This is a genomic window from Candidatus Nitrosocosmicus franklandus, from assembly GCF_900696045.1.
Lineage (GTDB): Archaea > Thermoproteota > Nitrososphaeria > Nitrososphaerales > Nitrososphaeraceae > Nitrosocosmicus > Nitrosocosmicus franklandus_A.
The window spans coordinates 1,747,711-1,765,812 of sequence record NZ_LR216287.1 but is presented as its reverse complement, the minus strand read 5'-3'; the positions used below and the strand labels follow the sequence as shown (position 1 = coordinate 1,765,812).

Annotated in this window: 16 protein-coding genes; 10 read left to right on the top strand and 6 right to left on the bottom strand. The window is 34.2% G+C overall.

Annotation, left to right across the window (positions count from 1 at the left end):
- Nucleotides 1-601: 601 nt before the first annotated feature.
- Nucleotides 602-1,723, bottom strand: coding sequence for a Rieske 2Fe-2S domain-containing protein (locus NFRAN_RS08345; RefSeq protein WP_134484558.1), 1,122 nt, complete (start codon nucleotides 1,721-1,723; stop codon nucleotides 602-604).
- Nucleotides 1,724-2,096: 373 nt separating this feature from the next.
- A complete protein-coding gene (locus NFRAN_RS08340; RefSeq protein ID WP_134484557.1) occupies nucleotides 2,097-2,753 on the bottom strand; it encodes a flavin reductase family protein in 657 nt (218 codons plus the stop codon).
- A 607-nt stretch (nucleotides 2,754-3,360) separates the two neighbouring features.
- Between NFRAN_RS08340 and NFRAN_RS08335 the strand changes: the two genes are divergently transcribed.
- The 7 genes from NFRAN_RS08335 to NFRAN_RS08310 all read left to right on the top strand — a co-directional run bounded on the left by NFRAN_RS08335 (nucleotide 3,361) and on the right by NFRAN_RS08310 (nucleotide 11,937).
- Nucleotides 3,361-4,878 carry a PQQ-dependent sugar dehydrogenase gene (locus NFRAN_RS08335; protein ID WP_134484556.1) on the top strand — a complete coding sequence of 506 codons (1,518 nt, stop codon included), beginning with the start codon at nucleotides 3,361-3,363 and terminating at the stop codon, nucleotides 4,876-4,878.
- 305 nt (nucleotides 4,879-5,183) lie between these two features.
- Nucleotides 5,184-6,977: a spermidine synthase gene (locus NFRAN_RS08330; RefSeq protein ID WP_134484555.1), complete on the top strand. Its 1,794-nt coding sequence runs from the start codon at nucleotides 5,184-5,186 to the stop codon at nucleotides 6,975-6,977.
- 1,200 nt (nucleotides 6,978-8,177) lie between these two features.
- Nucleotides 8,178-8,522 (top strand): hypothetical protein, encoded by a 345-nt coding sequence (locus tag NFRAN_RS08325; RefSeq protein ID WP_134484554.1) that lies wholly within the window; start codon nucleotides 8,178-8,180, stop codon nucleotides 8,520-8,522.
- A gap of 454 nt (nucleotides 8,523-8,976) precedes the next feature.
- A complete protein-coding gene (locus NFRAN_RS08320; protein ID WP_134484553.1) occupies nucleotides 8,977-9,297 on the top strand; it encodes a hypothetical protein in 321 nt (106 codons plus the stop codon).
- Nucleotides 9,298-9,705: 408 nt separating this feature from the next.
- Nucleotides 9,706-9,870 (top strand): hypothetical protein, encoded by a 165-nt coding sequence (locus NFRAN_RS13825; protein WP_172602222.1) that lies wholly within the window; start codon nucleotides 9,706-9,708, stop codon nucleotides 9,868-9,870.
- 222 nt (nucleotides 9,871-10,092) lie between these two features.
- The gene (locus tag NFRAN_RS08315) at nucleotides 10,093-11,130 is read left to right on the top strand and encodes a hypothetical protein (RefSeq protein ID WP_134484552.1); all 1,038 of its coding nucleotides are present in this window, start codon (nucleotides 10,093-10,095) and stop codon (nucleotides 11,128-11,130) included.
- 201 nt (nucleotides 11,131-11,331) lie between these two features.
- On the top strand, nucleotides 11,332-11,937 hold the full coding sequence (locus NFRAN_RS08310) for a DDE-type integrase/transposase/recombinase (protein ID WP_134484551.1): 606 nt from the start codon (nucleotides 11,332-11,334) through the stop codon (nucleotides 11,935-11,937).
- 95 nt (nucleotides 11,938-12,032) lie between these two features.
- Here NFRAN_RS08310 and NFRAN_RS08305 read toward each other — a convergent pair whose 3' ends face one another.
- On the bottom strand, nucleotides 12,033-12,422 hold the full coding sequence (locus NFRAN_RS08305; RefSeq protein ID WP_134484550.1) for a hypothetical protein: 390 nt from the start codon (nucleotides 12,420-12,422) through the stop codon (nucleotides 12,033-12,035).
- Nucleotides 12,423-12,680: 258 nt separating this feature from the next.
- Between NFRAN_RS08305 and NFRAN_RS08300 the strand changes: the two genes are divergently transcribed.
- From NFRAN_RS08300 to NFRAN_RS08290, 3 genes are all read left to right on the top strand, one after another.
- On the top strand, nucleotides 12,681-13,121 hold the full coding sequence (locus NFRAN_RS08300) for a hypothetical protein (protein ID WP_134484549.1): 441 nt from the start codon (nucleotides 12,681-12,683) through the stop codon (nucleotides 13,119-13,121).
- A 192-nt stretch (nucleotides 13,122-13,313) separates the two neighbouring features.
- Nucleotides 13,314-13,901: a proteasome subunit beta gene (locus NFRAN_RS08295; RefSeq protein WP_134484548.1), complete on the top strand. Its 588-nt coding sequence runs from the start codon at nucleotides 13,314-13,316 to the stop codon at nucleotides 13,899-13,901.
- A gap of 16 nt (nucleotides 13,902-13,917) precedes the next feature.
- Nucleotides 13,918-14,604 carry a proteasome subunit alpha gene (locus NFRAN_RS08290; protein WP_134484547.1) on the top strand — a complete coding sequence of 229 codons (687 nt, stop codon included), beginning with the start codon at nucleotides 13,918-13,920 and terminating at the stop codon, nucleotides 14,602-14,604.
- A gap of 114 nt (nucleotides 14,605-14,718) precedes the next feature.
- Here the strand turns inward: NFRAN_RS08290 and NFRAN_RS08285 are convergent, their stop codons facing one another.
- The 3 genes from NFRAN_RS08285 to NFRAN_RS08275 all read right to left on the bottom strand — a co-directional run bounded on the left by NFRAN_RS08285 (nucleotide 14,719) and on the right by NFRAN_RS08275 (nucleotide 17,956).
- Nucleotides 14,719-15,630, bottom strand: coding sequence for a winged helix-turn-helix domain-containing protein (locus NFRAN_RS08285; RefSeq protein WP_134484546.1), 912 nt, complete (start codon nucleotides 15,628-15,630; stop codon nucleotides 14,719-14,721).
- A gap of 521 nt (nucleotides 15,631-16,151) precedes the next feature.
- The gene (locus NFRAN_RS08280; RefSeq protein WP_134484545.1) at nucleotides 16,152-16,985 is read right to left on the bottom strand and encodes an ABC transporter permease; all 834 of its coding nucleotides are present in this window, start codon (nucleotides 16,983-16,985) and stop codon (nucleotides 16,152-16,154) included.
- Nucleotides 16,982-17,956: an ATP-binding cassette domain-containing protein gene (locus NFRAN_RS08275; RefSeq protein WP_425321224.1), complete on the bottom strand. Its 975-nt coding sequence runs from the start codon at nucleotides 17,954-17,956 to the stop codon at nucleotides 16,982-16,984. The genes NFRAN_RS08280 and NFRAN_RS08275 overlap by 4 nt, the downstream gene beginning before the upstream one ends.
- Between the last annotated feature and the right edge of the window lie 146 nt (nucleotides 17,957-18,102).

Genomic DNA, 18,102 nt, shown 5'->3' with positions numbered 1-18,102 from the left:
ATGTTATATTGATCGATATCAATAAAAAGAATATCTCCTTATCGGTTATTCATAGTTAGATATCATAATGGCTTTGCCTGCATTAGTATCCCTCTACAATACCAATGTAGATCTCTTCTGCAAGAACGATCATAAGAATATTTTATTTGATGATAGAAATTCTGCACCATAAAAAAAATAGCTAGAGTCCTTTTATCCAGAACAATCAAGTAGAATCTGAAAAAGATTAGATAGACCACGGTAACACACTTGATGTCTGGAATTCTGGAATCAGGAAAACTAAGATAACAGCACATTAGATCACATTTCATAAATCATCATTATTATTTTTTCAATTTTTTTGTTTCCATTTATTATCGATCGGCTCAATAGACTCTTATCGAGATCAAGTTGATAATTCTTTGATTGTGAAATTAACCTCCGGATGAACTGAAAAGTCTATGGACCTTTAATGCCGATAGCACAACAGCCTGACTAAGGCCATCGTATTTGATGATATAGACCAATCAAATTTTACATATAGACTCGGATTTCAGAATATCGTAAAAGGTATCTCTTATGCGTTCTAACTTTTGATGTTGCAATATAAAAAGGGTTTAACCTATTTTTTCTTGCCCAGTTCTATTTTTCTTGCCTTTCTTCCTGATAGAACAACTTTTCGTTTGAAAAGATCAGTCACAACAAGAATTTCAGCCATCTCTTTACATCTTCTAACTAAATCCTTGGCAGCATCCTTTAGGTCACTGCTATTTTCAACGTCTGTCATATTGTTTTCCATATCTTCAGCTGACCAGCCCCTAGAGTGCGCAATATAAGGAAAAGGGGGAAACAAAAACCCAAGTTCTGCAAAAAATCCTAGCATATGCCCAGCAACATCTTGAACATTATCCTGTCCTCCGGTTATGATAAACGACGCCACCTTATTTTTGATAAGGATTTTATTTCTAATCGTAATCTGGTTTTGAATACAGTTAAGTCGTTCTGCCATTTTGTAATACAGGGAGCTGGCTGCTCCCCATCTGATAGGGGTGGACACTAATATGACATCTGCCCAGTGTACTAATGCTTCATAGACCTTATCCAGTTGATCGCTTGAATCCATTTGAGTTATAGAGCAGGGCCAAGTACATGCTTTGGCGCTTTTAGAATAATACCCCTCGCAACTTCTAAAATGCAATTCATTCAACTTAATTAACATAGTCTCACATTTTAATTCAGTCTTTGCATGATCTAAGGCAATTTTAAGTAGTTTCTCAGATGTAGAATATCTAGGATAGGCTTTATCCATGACCGTGGTAGAAATTCCGACAATCCGTATGGGACCATCTTTACGGGTATTATCTCTAGAAAGTAGATGAGGCGGATGTGGTTTTTTATGCCTTGTAGTAACGGGGTTAAGATCAATATACAATTTATTGTTCTCTATTTTGAGACGATATTGAGGAACTCGATCGTCCTCAAATCCGGGTTCTCCCAAACCCGTAACCCGATGGAATTTCCAGTTATGCCAAGGACAAATGATATAATCGCCATCATCATCCAAGCTACCTTTTCCAAGGGGACCCCCTACGTGATTGCAAGTATTAGAAATAGCTCCGAATTTTCCATTATGGTATGATAGGGCAATAGTTAGTTTGTTATCTATCTTTATTTCTCTGAGATTAACACCTTTATAATCATCAACAAATCCAAGTTCATACCAATTCTCACCAGTAGTAGCCATGTTTACACTATATTATCTAAATTTAGATTTTATTTAAGAATTAGATACATAAAATCCGCAATAAATCATATATACCATATCTCTAGACAAATGATTTTGCCGCAAGGGAAGTAAGCTTGTTGTATAGGCCAATCCAAGAATTATTGAATTGCTTTTAGTATCGCTAGTAGTATATGTTGTTGACGCTCATTATTTGTTTATTGTAATACTTTTGTGTTAAATTATTATTATCAGGTAATTATGATGTGGTCTAATTGCGTAATTTGAGTCTTCGTAGATCCCTTTTCTCTTTTTGATTGCTTGTTTCTTTAATTATCAAAAAGTACGAATCACATGTTATCGATTAGAATACCTTCAAATATTTTTCCAATTCCTAAATTTTCTTACCCAGATTATTTTTCCATTCGTTGTAACTTTGTCTAGCAATTCTAAAAAGACTGGCTGCAGAACGCGTGTAAAAGTCTTTACCATGCATCCTTCCCACCGGCAGAATAAGCTCAGTAAGAATATGGTGATCACCATCTTGAAAGGTCACATATTGTTCATCAAGATGTAAATAGATTATTTCCCCTATCACTACTCTAACATTCCCTATTTCTATCGTACTTAAATGACGACATTCAAAATTTGAAGCTGATTCTTTAATTCTTGGTGGCTTGACCTTTGCAGACGGCAACTTCGTCAATCCGGCAATCTCAGATTCATCTACCTCTGGAGGAAAGTCAATAGCAGTAAGATTTACCTTTTCTATTATATCTTCATTTACCATATTTATTACGAATTCTCTTGTTTTTTGGATATTATATCCAGTATCTTTTAATCCATATTTGCGCGATTCATCTTTTCCAATTCCGATAGCTACTACAGGAGGATCATTTCCCATCAAGTTAAAGTATGAAAATGGGGCCGCATTTACTACACCATCCTCATTAATAGTGGTCACGAATGCGATAGGTCGAGGGACCACTAAAGAAGTAAGGACAGCATATCGGCTAGAAGAAGTCATCTTAGCAACGTCAATTTCGGTCATATCTAATCATCTCTATATTCTGTTAACAGTTCTTCCTATACCTTTCCAAAACATAACGTAATCCTTTTCATTTCGTATAGTTAGGGTAGTAGGTTTTATCAGACCAAATACAACAAAATTTACGATCATTCATTTAAAGCCGCTGACGCAAACCTCTGATGTTAACAGCACTTGGAGCCAGCAATATTAAATGACGACCATACATTTTACACTGAGATTAATACTAAACCATACAAATGAATGAATACCTACCCATAACGTCTATAAAATTATCCCCAATATCATACAATATGTTATTCGTTACACGTACCCTGATAACAAAAATCGCATCCTGATAACGCCCGCTTACCAGATTTCTTGTGCATGTATGTAATCTTGTAACCAAATCATTATACAATCAGACATTTAGAAGATAACTTTACAGATCCAAATTTATTGATAGACAGACCGGAAAATACAGATGAGAGACTATTCAAATATTGTGACTATGTACGGGATTCACATAAGCATTCCAAACTAATGAGCAAATAGATGTGATATAATCGATTCGGAACAAATAAAAACAAAAACAAGAACATTAAATTAACCAGTAATCAAGTGGGACTAGATGAAGAGATTTGTCGCGATCATATCTGTAACCATATTCACCATACTTTTTGTTGTTGCTGCTGTTGTTGATGTTTTAACTAATTTCAATTATTCGAGTATTATTAAATTATTTATGATACCTTTACAGAGCAATGATTCTATAGAAATAAATCCCAATTACGAAAATAGGATTGAGGTAAAACTGATTGCAGAAGGTTTATCACATCCTACAAGTATGACTTTTGTAGATAATAACACTTTATTAGTAACAGAAAAAGATAGTGGAAATGTTCGTCTAATATCAAATGGCACATTACAGAAAGAGCCCATTTATACTATAAACAACATATCAATTGAAGAAGAAAGGGGACTGCTAGGAATTGCAGCTGCCATGGACAAGTCTGTGCCCAATGACAGGATTCCATTTGGGAACACGAACGTTCACATCAATAGATCGCAGAATACTTTCATAAACGCCTCTACATCATTGGTAACTAATTCCACCAATGAAATTCTCTATAAAGTATATTTATATGTCACAGAAAAAACAGTTTCACAATTCAAGAATGATAAAACCACCAACACTGATCAGGATAATACCTATACCATCCAGAATAGAGTTTATGAATATGATTGGCTTGGTCCAGGTCAAGGCAATTTATCTAATCCCAAGCTTTTGTTAGAATTACCAAGTGGACCTACCCCATATCATAATGGTGGAAAAATGCATTTTGATAGACAAGGATATCTGTATATAGTTATTGGAGACCTAGCCACCATAAACAATACATTACAAAATTATCCAAGTGGAAAAAATAAATCAATTACCGTTCCTAATAATTCATCTGTTATATTCCGAATTAATCCTTTAGGCGAATCATTGATCCCTACAGACAATCCGTTTTACTCATATTTTCATAATGACACCATTCTAGATTCGGCAAAATTCTATTATTCATATGGAATTAGAAATGGTTTCGGTTTGGACACTGATCCGGTAACAGGGAAATTATGGAATACTGAAAATGGTGAGAACAACTATGATGAAATTAACCTTGTTGAACCAGGATTAAACAGTGGGTGGTACAAGATAATGGGTCCAATAAGCAGAAACAACAATACTCTAATCGCTGATTTGATCATGTTGAATGGTTCACATTATTCAGATCCCGAATTTAGTTGGCGTATTCCAGTCGGTGTGACCGACATTGAGTTTTTAGAATCCTCAAAGCTTGGCAAAGATTTGGAGAATGATATATTTGCAGGAGACATTAATAATGGAAATTTGTATCTATTTAAAGTAAATTCAACCAGATCGGGTATTGACATACATAAAGGCTTGTTAGCAGGTGAAAAAGAAAATGAAAAGGGACTACAGGATTTAGTAGCAGATAATCAGAAAGAACGAGAAAAAATCATTTTTGCAAAGAATTTTGAAGGAAGAATTACGGACATAGAAACGGGACCGGATGGAAATCTATATATACTGACATACTTTGATGGCAGAATATATAGAATATCTGCTGCGGAAAATTAAAAAGTAGTCAAATTTATCAATTTCAACATTGATTTAGTTTAAATCGACAATAATAATATGATGAATTTCTTGAACACCATATTGTTCATTGTTTTGTAGAAGAATTATTTATACAGCATACATATACACTATTGACAACAATATTAGAACACGTAAATCTAACAATCATATTATTATCAACCTCATTCTGCCGTTAATCATGTGGAGATTATTTTAGCAAGGTGAAGGATTTGATACAAGGAGAACCAATTGAGGTTTAAGGTCAAAGATATGATACAAGATAAATAGAGTTCCGGTAGAAAATAATGTACCCAGTATTGATATTAAAGATTCGATCATCTGCATTTACAATACTTTTGATACTTGTATTTATAGGTGGGCTTGCAACAATGTCTTTGGAGTTTTCCGTTAGCAGGCTATTAATTCCCACTTTTGGAAGCACAATATACACTTGGGGCAGCTTAATCGGAGTAGTTTTGCTTGGACTTAGCGGCGGGTACCACATTGGAGGAAGGCTTGCAGACAATAATCCAAATTTTGAAAAATTTTGCTCAATTATTTTCTCGTCCGGGTTGTATATTCTCTTCATTCCATTAATTTCTTCTCCAGTTATTGAATTTACTACAGGAGCAATCGATATCCTGACCAATCATGATCTCGATAACTATGCAAACAATCTCAATTCGTTGTTTGCTACATTTATTCTCGTTATAATCCCAACTCTCTTGCTTGGTATGATCTCGCCTTATGCAATAAAGCTTGCCACTAAATCTCTCGATAAGCTGGGAAATATTTCTGGAAATCTATATTCGGTTTCAACAATCGGAAGCATAGTTGGTACGTTTCTTACAGTTTTTGTTCTAATTCCGCTAATACCAATCAATTACGTGTTGTATAGTTTAGGCATCGTGTTGTTGGTAACATCCATAGTTAAATTAAAATTCTTTGTTAAAATAATGGCTGCAATACTTTTGCTGATAGTATGTTTGTCGATATTATATGAAGATATAAATACCATATCATTAGACTTTGGAAACTTACATCTTCACCCAGGTGTTCTTGTATATGAAACAGAAACCCTGTATAGTCATTTAGATGTAATTGACAATTACAATGGAATAAATAATAGAGCACTGTTTTTGAACGGGTATCTTCATAGTATAATGGATAAATCGGATCCCTATACCCTTGAAAGCAAGTATACAAAATTTTTTCCTTTAGGGCTATTAATGAACGAAAATGCCACCAAGGTATTATTCATAGGAGGAGGAGGATTTTCAGGTCCAAAATACTTTCTTCAAAATTATCCCGAAATTTCAGTAGATGTCGTAGAAATAGATCCAAAGATAGTAGAGGTTGCCAAAGATTATTTCTTTTTGGACGAATTTAATCCCAAGTTAAATATCTATATCCAAGATGCTCGAGAATTTTTAAATAAACATTCAGGAAGTTATGATGTTATAATTCTGGATGCATTCTCAAAGAGTTATGTTCCCTTTCATTTGATGACGTTAGAATTTTACAAGCTATTGTCGGACAAACTGACAAATAGCGGTGTGATTATATCGAATCATATCGGTTCAACAGATGAAACTCAAGCAACATCTGATTTATATCGAGCAAACCTAAAGACATTTTTAGAAGTTTTCCCTAAGGTATTTGTCTTTTTAACTGATCATTATAAATCCCTGCAGAACATCATAATTGCAGCAGTTAAAACAGGACAATATGATGGATACAGCATGCCAGACAAATTAGAGATAGCTAATATGCAAGAATCAAACACCAAAGTAATAAACGAAATAAATTACCAAGACTATGTTCTTGAAGGTAATGAGATAAGCAAGAATGACGTTCCTATACTAACAGATCAGTATGCACCAGTAGAAAATTTGCTCAATCCCATTTCTGGCAAGCCGTATAGTATCGAAGAACAAAATAACTCAAAAACAACATCTTTTGTAGATGAACGGATCCGCAATCCCAGCACCAGCACCAGCGCCACAGTGACTGTTTCTATACCAATTATTTTAATTACCATCTTAGCTGTAATGTGGATAATTTCAATAAGGAAAATTTGGATAATCAAAAGTACATAACAACATGAAGGAGTGTAATAAGAATTTCAATGGCTATAAACAAAATTAAATCTACTAACCAAAGATGTCGGGTATGGTATGCAAATTCGATACATTATTTTCGAAATAGATGCTAAATCCAGATCTCTAGTGAATTTAATTAAAAGACATGTGAAGAGGAAAATGATGACAATGATGATGAATTAAATCGATAAACAAACTTTTTTCTGGACGATACAAATATTCTGCTTTTAGCTTGTATTAACTAGACCTACCAACAAATAGAGTTACACAATATGATTAATGTTATAAAATGGAATGCTCGTAATAAAAATGGAAATAATTGGAAATAATTAAATATCCCCTCTGCCGTATAACTATTCCTACCACCACATTGGATAAATCATCAAACATGATGAATATCCCCCAAAGAGGAAATGGATAAAGGCTACATTCATGTGATAAGTATTTTCAACCAATATCACTATCGATGACACGTTGATCAAACAAAAGCATGAAGGGTTAACGAGACGCCTATTGACGCCTTTATCCTTTTCTCAGTTCCGTTTACTACTTTTCAACCTCATCTCAATTATTTTATCATTATTGACACCATTATCTTCGATCTCAAAGTCGATAGAGTTGTTAAAGTCAGAAACCACAACAGATAGTTAGCAATATTAAAAGCCTGATTTGAAACATATTAACTGTCTCCTCTTATTTGTGTCAATTTTCTCCATCTATTCTACTGTATCGTTATCTGTATGCAATAATAGTTATTAAGGGATATCCTGATTCAAAAAATATTTCAAACCCTCTATTAAGAACACTATTAAATCCGATTTTTCGTTGATTAGAACCAGATTTATCAAGATTAAATGTACGCCATTTTCCAAATACTCCCTTTCTCTTTTATTACAACAGGGCCTTTATGTAACAGAGTTGGATTGATTTTGGTTGATTGCATGTTTGCTTTAAAAATCAAAATATTAGAAAAAGATTCGGTTGATTGTGTTCGTTGATCTGCATATATTGCTGAAAAGCAGTACAGCAATAATCCATAGATATCCTGTTTGTGTTGAATTATTGTTTTATAAGGTCAATTGTTTGCATAGCGTTTCAAATTGCTCCAAATTTCTTAATTAATATAGTAGGATACTTTTTGTAAGATGTGGCAAAAAGCATCATGGTAATATAGTTATTTATACAAAAGATATCATAATGGAATCAGATTACAAGTTCAGATACGTAGACGAATACATTACAAATCTACTAGACGGAAATTTGTCTCTCCAATATGAGGACATTGACTTGAAAGGAGAAAAGAAACCTGTAGAATACGTAGATAAAATTGAGAAATGGCTTGAATTTCGAAATAGGACAAGAGAAGAGGACCCTGATGAATTTGCAAAATTGACTGGAGAGTTGTTTACCCATCTATTAACAATTAGACTGGCAGGAGTAGTTGTAGATAATACTTGTGAATACTGCGACATGACACCCAGTAGTCAAAATTCGCCGTATGTAGGGAATGGGGACGAAACACTAACATCGGTACCTCGTTAATGTTTTAGCAAAATGAAGCTTAAAATACAAGGAACCTAACTTATTTATAAGCTCCAGACATTTTCTAAATTATTTTCCCAGTTTTGGACATAAATATCTTAATTAAAACAAATAGAATCTATACACAGAGCCTCAATTCGAATTACAAAATTAATACTTGACAAGTTTAGATATGATGATGTTGACAAGAAACTAACCTGGTGATTTTCTCGCATACTAGCGATTATTGCTTTACAAGAAACCAAAAATACTCGGGTGATATCGAGGTAACTTAACACCCACAATCATCAACATCTATTCTTGGGATTAGATATTATCAAGCATATGATCTTAGATGCCATAGAAATTAATAATAACGAATAGTGGTAACAATTTCTTGAATAGATATATTATTTAACAATCGAATCATGTATGTATCTATATTTACATGATTTGGAGTAGGAAAAAGGTAGTATTGCTGTCCATATTCATAGTAATCGCAAGTGCAGTGATAATTGGACTTCTTGCACCTTCAGCATATCTAAATTTGTGTAAGCAAAAAGCCGACGAAATAGCAGATCAACTGTATGCAATTGAAGGAGGAAGGGATGAATTTCCCGGGTCATTGAAACAACAGAACTTGTCAAGCGAAGCTCAAAAAGAACTCCAAACCCTAAATTCTGTGATTGCACAGTGTCACGAATTAGAAGCTGATTATGTTGATGGCTCACTATTTGGACTCAAAGAATCACAAATCAATAACAATAATAACAACGATACAATAAATCAAGTATAATAATTAATTAATTAAATACCTTTGATTGCCTTACCATAAATACAAGATAGTGTTATATCAGTCATTGCTATTCGTCATCGAATAGACATAAAAGCAACAATCCATACAACAATTTCAATGACAATTATACTTGAGATTAGACTTTAACTCAGCATAGTTACAGTTTACAGTAAGTTGATCAACTGAAAATAGAACCGATAATTTTGAATAATTTCCTTGAGCATAATCAATTTATCAATATGTATACGTATACAAACACACAACAAAGACAAGCATGGTTAAAAGATTTGTTGCATTAGGGTCAACGGATTAACTTGTGCAGAGATAATGAGCATAGACATAGTGATATACCGTAATATTGGGTTTAATTACCAATAACTATAAATATCATTTATGGTATTTATATGCATGAATGAAACAATTAAAGAGATTGCAACACTAATTGACGAACGATTACATAACAAAGAGCCAGCATCGATTAAATCAGGATTATTAAACCAGGATCAATTTGTTGTCGTAAATAAATATATCAAATTATTTGAAAAAGATAACAATATCAAACTCAAGAAATAGAAAGAATAATTACATCAAAAGACCACAATTTTTTGGTCACACATTAGAATTTAGCAATAATAATAACAACCATAAAAGAAAACCACTTCATTTCGAATCGGTTAGCGATTTACAATTACCTACACAATATGTAAGGATTCAAGATTATTGTTGTCTTTCTACCCGCGAGTTATTTAGCAATGATCGAAGTATTATTATAAGATTCAACCTATATTTAATTATGTGAAGAAGAAGAAAAAGACCACACCTTCTTTTCTATTTCTATTTGTATTATTGAGTGCAGTAGTAATCACTAGTAATATTAGTATTAATGTTGAAAATTCCGTTTATCAAATTGTCCATGCTCACAGCTTTCCACCAAATAATTATGCAAGAGCAATGGCTTTTATGGATCAATTTCAAACAGAATCAAACCTGGTCAAAGAAAATCTGATCAATAACGATACAATAATGGCACAAAAGCATGCAAATGAAGCAAATAGTATCTTTTATTGGGAATTGTTAGTAGAAATCACAAGACAAGATAAACAGATAGGTGATGAGCTAAAGCTTGCAATAGAAGATTTGCGAAACATCACTTCTTCGTTATCAAATACCACTAGCATGTTATCTATGGAAAAACAACAGGTAATTCAAAGGACGGATCAAATAATTGAAAACATTAACACCAATATTGAAAAAATCATTGACAATACAGAAGTTTTACAACAATCAGAAAATTCAGACTTTCTAAGTACAGTGACTGGATTTTTTTCTAACTTAATTGGCGGTGGTGGAGAAGGTGAGAATAATAGTAACGATGGATCTATCCACCCAATAAGATTTGCCGAGCTTTTAGACAATGTCCTAAGAAATTATGGAGACGCTTACGGTGTAAAATTTGATATGACAGATATGACAAATATGGCAATGAATGATAATGGAAATTCTAGTATGATGGATCATAGTAGCATGAATATGTCTGATGGTCACGCCCTGCATGAAGAGAAAACTGATTCTATAATAAATCTGGTGAACTATCAAAGCTCACTAGGTTATGCCAATAAATTACTTGAGATATTCAATAATGAACTAAAACCCATATTGGCATCTAAAGGTGAACCCTCTACCCTTAGCACCAATCTTGAAAATGCGATTATAAGCCTCATTAATTCGATTGAACACAGAGATACACCTATAGAGGTTATGACTATAGCTCATGCACAAATTCATCCAAATCTTGCAGAAGCATTTGACTTGCAAATATTATCCACCTCCTGACTTTCCCTTTTATCTATGAATTTAGATAGGCGAATTAACCAGCAAGAACATTTCTAATCACAACGACGATCAGAATAATCAAATGATTCCCAACCGGAAAACGAATCACAAAAAAGTGAATATACAATAGATCATATTTACCATCCTGGGCTCTGTTCATTTAGCGTCAAGTCTATAGCTTGAAGATGTCCTATCTCTTTTATGAATACTAGAAACAGAACACCTTCAAGGTATGTGTATTATGGCTTACATTTGTACTTTTCAGGTCTTTCTCTTAGGAAAACATCTGAAAGATTATCATACTGTATCAAACGAAATCATGTCACTATCTGGAACTGGATTCAAAAGTACCAACCTAAGATTATCAAGACAAAACAAAGAAGGATATGTGAATTCATTGTAGATGAAACATTGCTTAAGGTTGGTTCAGAATACACGTGGTTATGGGTTGCAATAGATGCGAAAAGTAAGGAAATTCTCTCACTATCCATTTCTAAGGAGAGAAACATGTTTGTTGCGGAACGGTTTCTGTCAAACATAGTCAGAGACTATGGAAAGCATCCAGTTTCAACAGATGGTGGTACTTGGTATCCCATGGCTTGTCAATTCCTTAAATTAGAACACCATCTCCATTCCTCCTATGAAAAAAACTTGATTGAAAGAACAATGCAGTATATCAAGGACAGAACTGAAAGTTTCGATGATTACTTTCCCTGCAGGCTAAAGAACTGCAAACTAAAACACGTAAAAAACTGGTTGAACCTGTTTGTCGACTATCATAACAATGAAATAAAACATATTAAGTGAACAGAGCCACTTGGTTAGTTATATCAACAAGACGATAAAAAAGTTAGATTATATTCAAATTCGGATCGGGTAACAAGAAGATAATTTTTTTAGTATTAGTTACCCGAATCCTCATTTGCATTTGGAGCTAAATTGTCATCGTTACTATTGGAACTATCATTGTCACTGTCATTGCTGTCGCCACTGCTACCGCTATCATCGTTGCCATCATCCGATGTAACTGAAGTGGTATCTGCCTGTGGATCATAAATTGGTCTAAAGCAGTCCCTAATCTCATCCTCGGTGGCAAAGCCCTTATCTCCTTCTGATTGAGTCAGACAATTTACAAATTCCTCATAATCACTAGAACCTCCTGAAGTATTATCCTCTCCTTCACCATTTGATTGAGCATATATGGATAGATTTGCTAAACTGGGCGAAGAGAATGCAAGGATAGATGCTATTGCGATCACAAAACTGATAGATACTATATTATTTTTGTTCATTTTTCGTAGGTATTTAACATTATATATAAACGCCATATCTCACCCAATCAAAAGAATTTTGTGTGCATACGAATTGAACTGAAAATATCATTTCATTATAAAACAATCCCGATGGTGTATAAATTGCCTCAAAATTTGCTTAATATTATATCATATCAATTTAAACGAGAGAATAAAAATCAAAGTGTATAGACTCAAATATTAAATCTAGTGATCTTAACTTTCTTTAAATATCACCTGTATAATAGTAAATGTGGAATGAAATCAATCATTTTCACAGGTTTTGTATTAGTATCTATGTTGTTTGCAGGAGTCGGAACATCATTTGAAAATTTGAAGAGCTTTGAAGCATCAGCTCAATCTGACAGCAACAATGAAGAGAACACGCGAATATTAGATCAATTGATAACAAACTTAACTCAAGCACAGAACACTGTTTCATCCAATAATACAGAATTGACTACAACCCAGTTGACCTCAATTATTGGAGAATTATCTGATTTGTTAGGAAAGATTACTACAGATAACAATGGAAAATATCTTGATACCCATACACATTTCACTAACCATAATGGACATGCACATACCGTAACCCACACTCATCCACATCATGCTGACCATCACAGTCACCATGAAAGCTGGTTTGATAAACACCATATATACGATCCTAGCAACTGTAAACCAGGATTAATGTGTTAACAATCCTGAGTAAACAAATTTTTTATTTTCATTAAACTTTAGATCTATTGATTATACACTTTAATAACATTTTACCAACGAATTTTGACAATCACTTTTTTTAATCTAGATTATCTTTATCTTATAACATGTGACCAAGTATCTCAAAAGTTGGTCAATAAATTTGAGCAGTTCTATTATATAATTAACAAAATGACTACAATTATTGGTATAAAAACAACCGAAGGAGTTGTACTTGCATCCGATAAAAGAGCCAGCAAGGGATTTTTTATCGGATCAAAAATAGTACAAAAAATTGCTAAAATAGACGACACCCTTGCAATAGCAATTGCCGGTCAGTTGTCTGATGCAGAACATTTGATTAAAGTAACTGCGGCAGAAAGAAAATTAATAGAGCTGAGGAGAGGATTTCCATTGAGCGTTAAAGAATCATCTAGATTAATTGCCAACTTGGCTTATTCAGGACTTCGTAATTATCAACCATATTATGTAGAGTTACTAGTAGCAGGAGTAGATTCTACTGGATCGCACATTAATGTTGCAGACATGAGCGGCGCAATAACTACAGAAGATTTCGCCGCATCAGGATCTGGAGCTCCAATAGCATATGGAGTACTTGAAAGTCTGTATAACAAGAACATTACAAACGAAGAAGCAAAAGAAATAGCAAGAAAGGCAGTTTTTGCGGCAATGGAGCGGGACCCCGGTTCAGGAAATGGTACAGATATCTTAGTGATCCCAAAATTGATTTCCGTAACGGCTGGACAGCCAACATCTTAGGAGAGAAAGTGAAACCATGACAGAAGAAAATAACTCAACAAATTCCCAATATGGCACGGGATATAATAGCGGTCGATATCCATATTATTATGGACAAGGAGGAAGACTAGTACTCGTCGATAGTGCTTTGGAAGCAGTCAATAGAGGTTCCACAACCATTGGAATAAAAACTCCAGAATTTGCACTAATTACAAGTCATATCAAACCTACACTACCATTAGTAGATCCAAATGAAAAAATATTTCTTATTGATAAACATATTGGCGCAACAGGAGCAGGTTACATAGCAGATATTGAACAATTAATTGAAGAAATAAGATTACAGGCACAAAAACATAGATTGTCATATGAAAGTCCAATAGACGTAAAATCAATAGCCAAGCATCTTAGCACGTATCTTCACAACTACACAATATATGCAGTGAGACCACAGGCCGCTTCGATAATAATTGCTGGAAACGATGAAACTGGAATTCAATTATATCAGGTAGATCCCAGCGGTACTTATTTGAAAGGTAATGGATTTGCAATAGGTTATGCATCCGATACTGCAATAGAGGTTATTCAAAAAGAATACAGCAAGGATCTTACATTTGATAATGCATTGGAACTAGCAAAGAAAGCTATTGAAAAATCAATAGGAGATAAACCCAGAGTGGAATCAGGAATAGTTACTAAAAAAGGATTTTCCAAGCTGAGTTAGAAACTACTGTATGTGTTCTCAATAAAGTAACAAACACTTTCTTTTTTAAAATTTCAAATGAGAAAATCTATAAACAAACAGACAAAAAATAAATAAATAAATAAATAAAAAGGACTATTGTCTCTTTTTATCAACATTATATTTTATGTCTCTTGCAAATACTTGAGGATAAGTCTTTTTTGTCTCAGGATTTTCTGCCAAGTCTCTTTTAAATTCTCTTATTATTTCTCCAACAAGCTTATTTGAGTAAGACATTGCTTCAATTTTATCACCCTCAGTTTCAGCATCTGATTCTACTATAACGTATTCCGATACGATAGTTACATTAATCCTAAAAAGATCATCATCTGTGTGCTTATCACTGACAATCCATTCGAGTCTATATCCAGTATCTTTCTTAACAAGGCCTAACCACCTAAGATTTCCAAACCATTTTCGACTTAACCGGTTTACAACCTGGTTAACATCCACCTTAACAGGAAGATATATTTGTAGTATCTGATTGAACTTTCTCTGTTTTTTTAACCTGTTGGGTTTTTCTAATAAAGACTCATCTTGATCAAATAAATCGAGTGTTGAATTTTCAATTAAAGAGAGGATTGACGAGGCATTCATTTTATTAAGCCTATATCCTGCAGGAGATTTCTCGATAATAGAGAGATCCACTAGTCGACGCAAGGATCGTGAAAGAGTTTGTTGATGGATCCCCAGTTTTCGTACTAGCGCTTTAAAGGAATATGTGGACCAAGGTTGTTCTGTTAATAACCACAGAATTTTCTTATCCATCCTATGAAGGTCCTTGATAGATAAAATGTAGTCATCATGAGTGTTATTATCGTAATAATACTCTTCCTTATTTAGACGAGAACTAGGTTTTTGTAAATCATCAATAGTAATTTCTGAAATCATCCAATTGCCAGTTTTATTGAATGTTTCACTGTAAACTGACGAGTCCTTTAATCTACCTAGATATGGATCATCGATATTATCAAAAGACTTTGGAATTAGTAAACTGGAAACTTGCATACTATAATCCAATCCGTGTTTCATAAAACGGAGTAGCAATTTCCAAAGTGAACTTAGGAGACCCGCTATTAGTGATATCGATGTCCTTTTTACGAGGTTCTTTCTCCAATTTCATACCATATAAGAGACAAGTCCGTTTAAAAACCTTAGTTAAAAACAATTTGGAAATGCCTAATGATCAAACATAAAGACCAAGTGGCACTCTTCTATCTTAGATTAGATTTAGACAGCGATGTACCATGATACCATAGTGTCAATAGTACCAAGAATTCAAAAATACCCAGTTTAATTTTATCATAAGAAGACCAAACAAAACTCCAAAAAAGCTTAGATCATGTTATTAGTTGACTCTTGCTTCTTCAATCATAATTTCCTTTTTTTATTGAACAGTAACAGTTAACAATTATAGAAAAATTTGTGTTCAAATAGAAGATAGAGTTTGAACCTGAAATGTAAAAAACAACTAAAAACTCAAAACCCTTGATTAGTTGATATTAATACATTCCAGGATCATGCCATGCTTACTTGAGAGACTGGCGTTTAAAAAGCCACGATGCGAGGGGAACTGTTACAATAATTATGCCAATACACCAAGCAAATGCAAGCCATCCAGAATCTCCCACAGGCGTACCCACAAGCCAAGAACGAATTGCTTCTATTATGTGGGTAAGTGGTTGGTTTTCGGCAAATAATCGGAGGGCGTAAGGCATGGTTTCGGTGGGAACGAAAGCACTGCTAACAAATGTGAGTGGAAAAATTACAATAAAGCCTGTCCATTGAGCTGCTTCAATGCTTTTTACCATTAAACCCATGACAGCAGATATCCATGAAATGGCTAGTGAGAATAGAGCGGCCAAGACAAAAATCAAAATCCAGTCTATTGCATTTGCATCTGGATGAAATCCAACCAAGAAGCTAACTCCAAGTACTATCGCCCCAGTCATCATATTTCTAACAAGATCAGCCCCTACGTGGCCAATCAGTAGTGCAGATCTAGAGATGGGGAGTGACTTGAACCTGTTAACAATACCCCGCTGCAAATCTATTGCCAAATTCATCGTGGTATAATTTGCTCCAAAGGCAAGCATCTGAACGAAAATACCGGCAACTAAAAAATCGACGTAGCTTATGTTTCCTGTGTCTATAGCTCCACCAAATACATATCTAAATAGTAAGAAAAACATAATTGGAAAAAGAGCTACAGAAAAAAGCTGATCTAGATTTCTTGTGATATGCCTAATACTGCGTTTTGCCAGTACCCAAGAATCGCTAAATAACCAGAACAGTTTGGAATGAGATTCTGGTTTAACATCATTATTAATAAAAGGATTATTATTATTAGCAGTAGTAGTCAATGCATCATCGCCCCATTTGCTTTGTTGTCTTCATCCTCTGTACTTGTCATATGACCAGTCAGTGTAAGAAAAACATCATCTAAAGTTGGACTACGGAAGGAAATGTTTTCAACTTCGATTTTAGCTTCATCTAATCGACTTAACACCTGCTTGAGCTTACGCACACCCCCTTTGGTTGCAAAACTCAGTTTGCGGGACGCTTTATCAATGCGCAGGTTTTCTTCTTGAATGACAGTAGTAGCACGATCAAAATCATCATTATTTGAGACAGTTATCTCCAATCTTTCGGAACCCACTAACAATTTTAGTTCTTCAGAGGTTCCTTCTGCGATTATTTTTCCCCCATTCATTACTATTATCTTGTCCGCCAAATGATCAGCTTCATCCATATCCTGAGTCGTGAGAAGTACTGTTGTTCCACTTGACACAAGTTGCTTAATTATGTTCCACATAATTAAACGGCTATGTGGATCAAGACCTGTTGTAGGTTCATCTAGAAAGAGAATTGGAGGCGAAGCAATCAAACTAACTGCCAGATCCAGACGTCGACGCATTCCCCCCGAATAAGTCTTTACTGCTCTATTAGAAGCATGGACCAAATCGAACAACTCGAGTAATTCATTAGTTCTTTTATCAATGTCCTTATGACTAAGTCGATAAAGTCTGCCTATCATTTGCAGATTTTCTCTTGCTGTAAGATATTCATCGAGTGCGGCATACTGCCCAGTCAACCCGATCAAACTCCTCACCTTATTAGCATCTTTTACTACATCAAAATTATTTATTTTGACTACACCGCTGTCAGGTAGTAACAATGTACTGAGTATGTGAACCGTGGTAGTTTTTCCTGCACCATTTGGTCCCAAAAGAGCCAAAACGGTACCCTTTTGAATATCAAAATCAATACCATCAAGAACCGTAATATTTTTAAACGACTTTTTAAGACCCCTCACAGATACAGCATTTTCGATTGACATGGAATCCACTAACAATCGATCGCTATTTTCTTTCTTCTTACTTTTATTACTCATTTTTACAACTTTATAATCAGACTTGTCTCTTGCAAAAGACAAACAAACTTACTAATGAAATATAGGATTTGATTATTTATAGATAA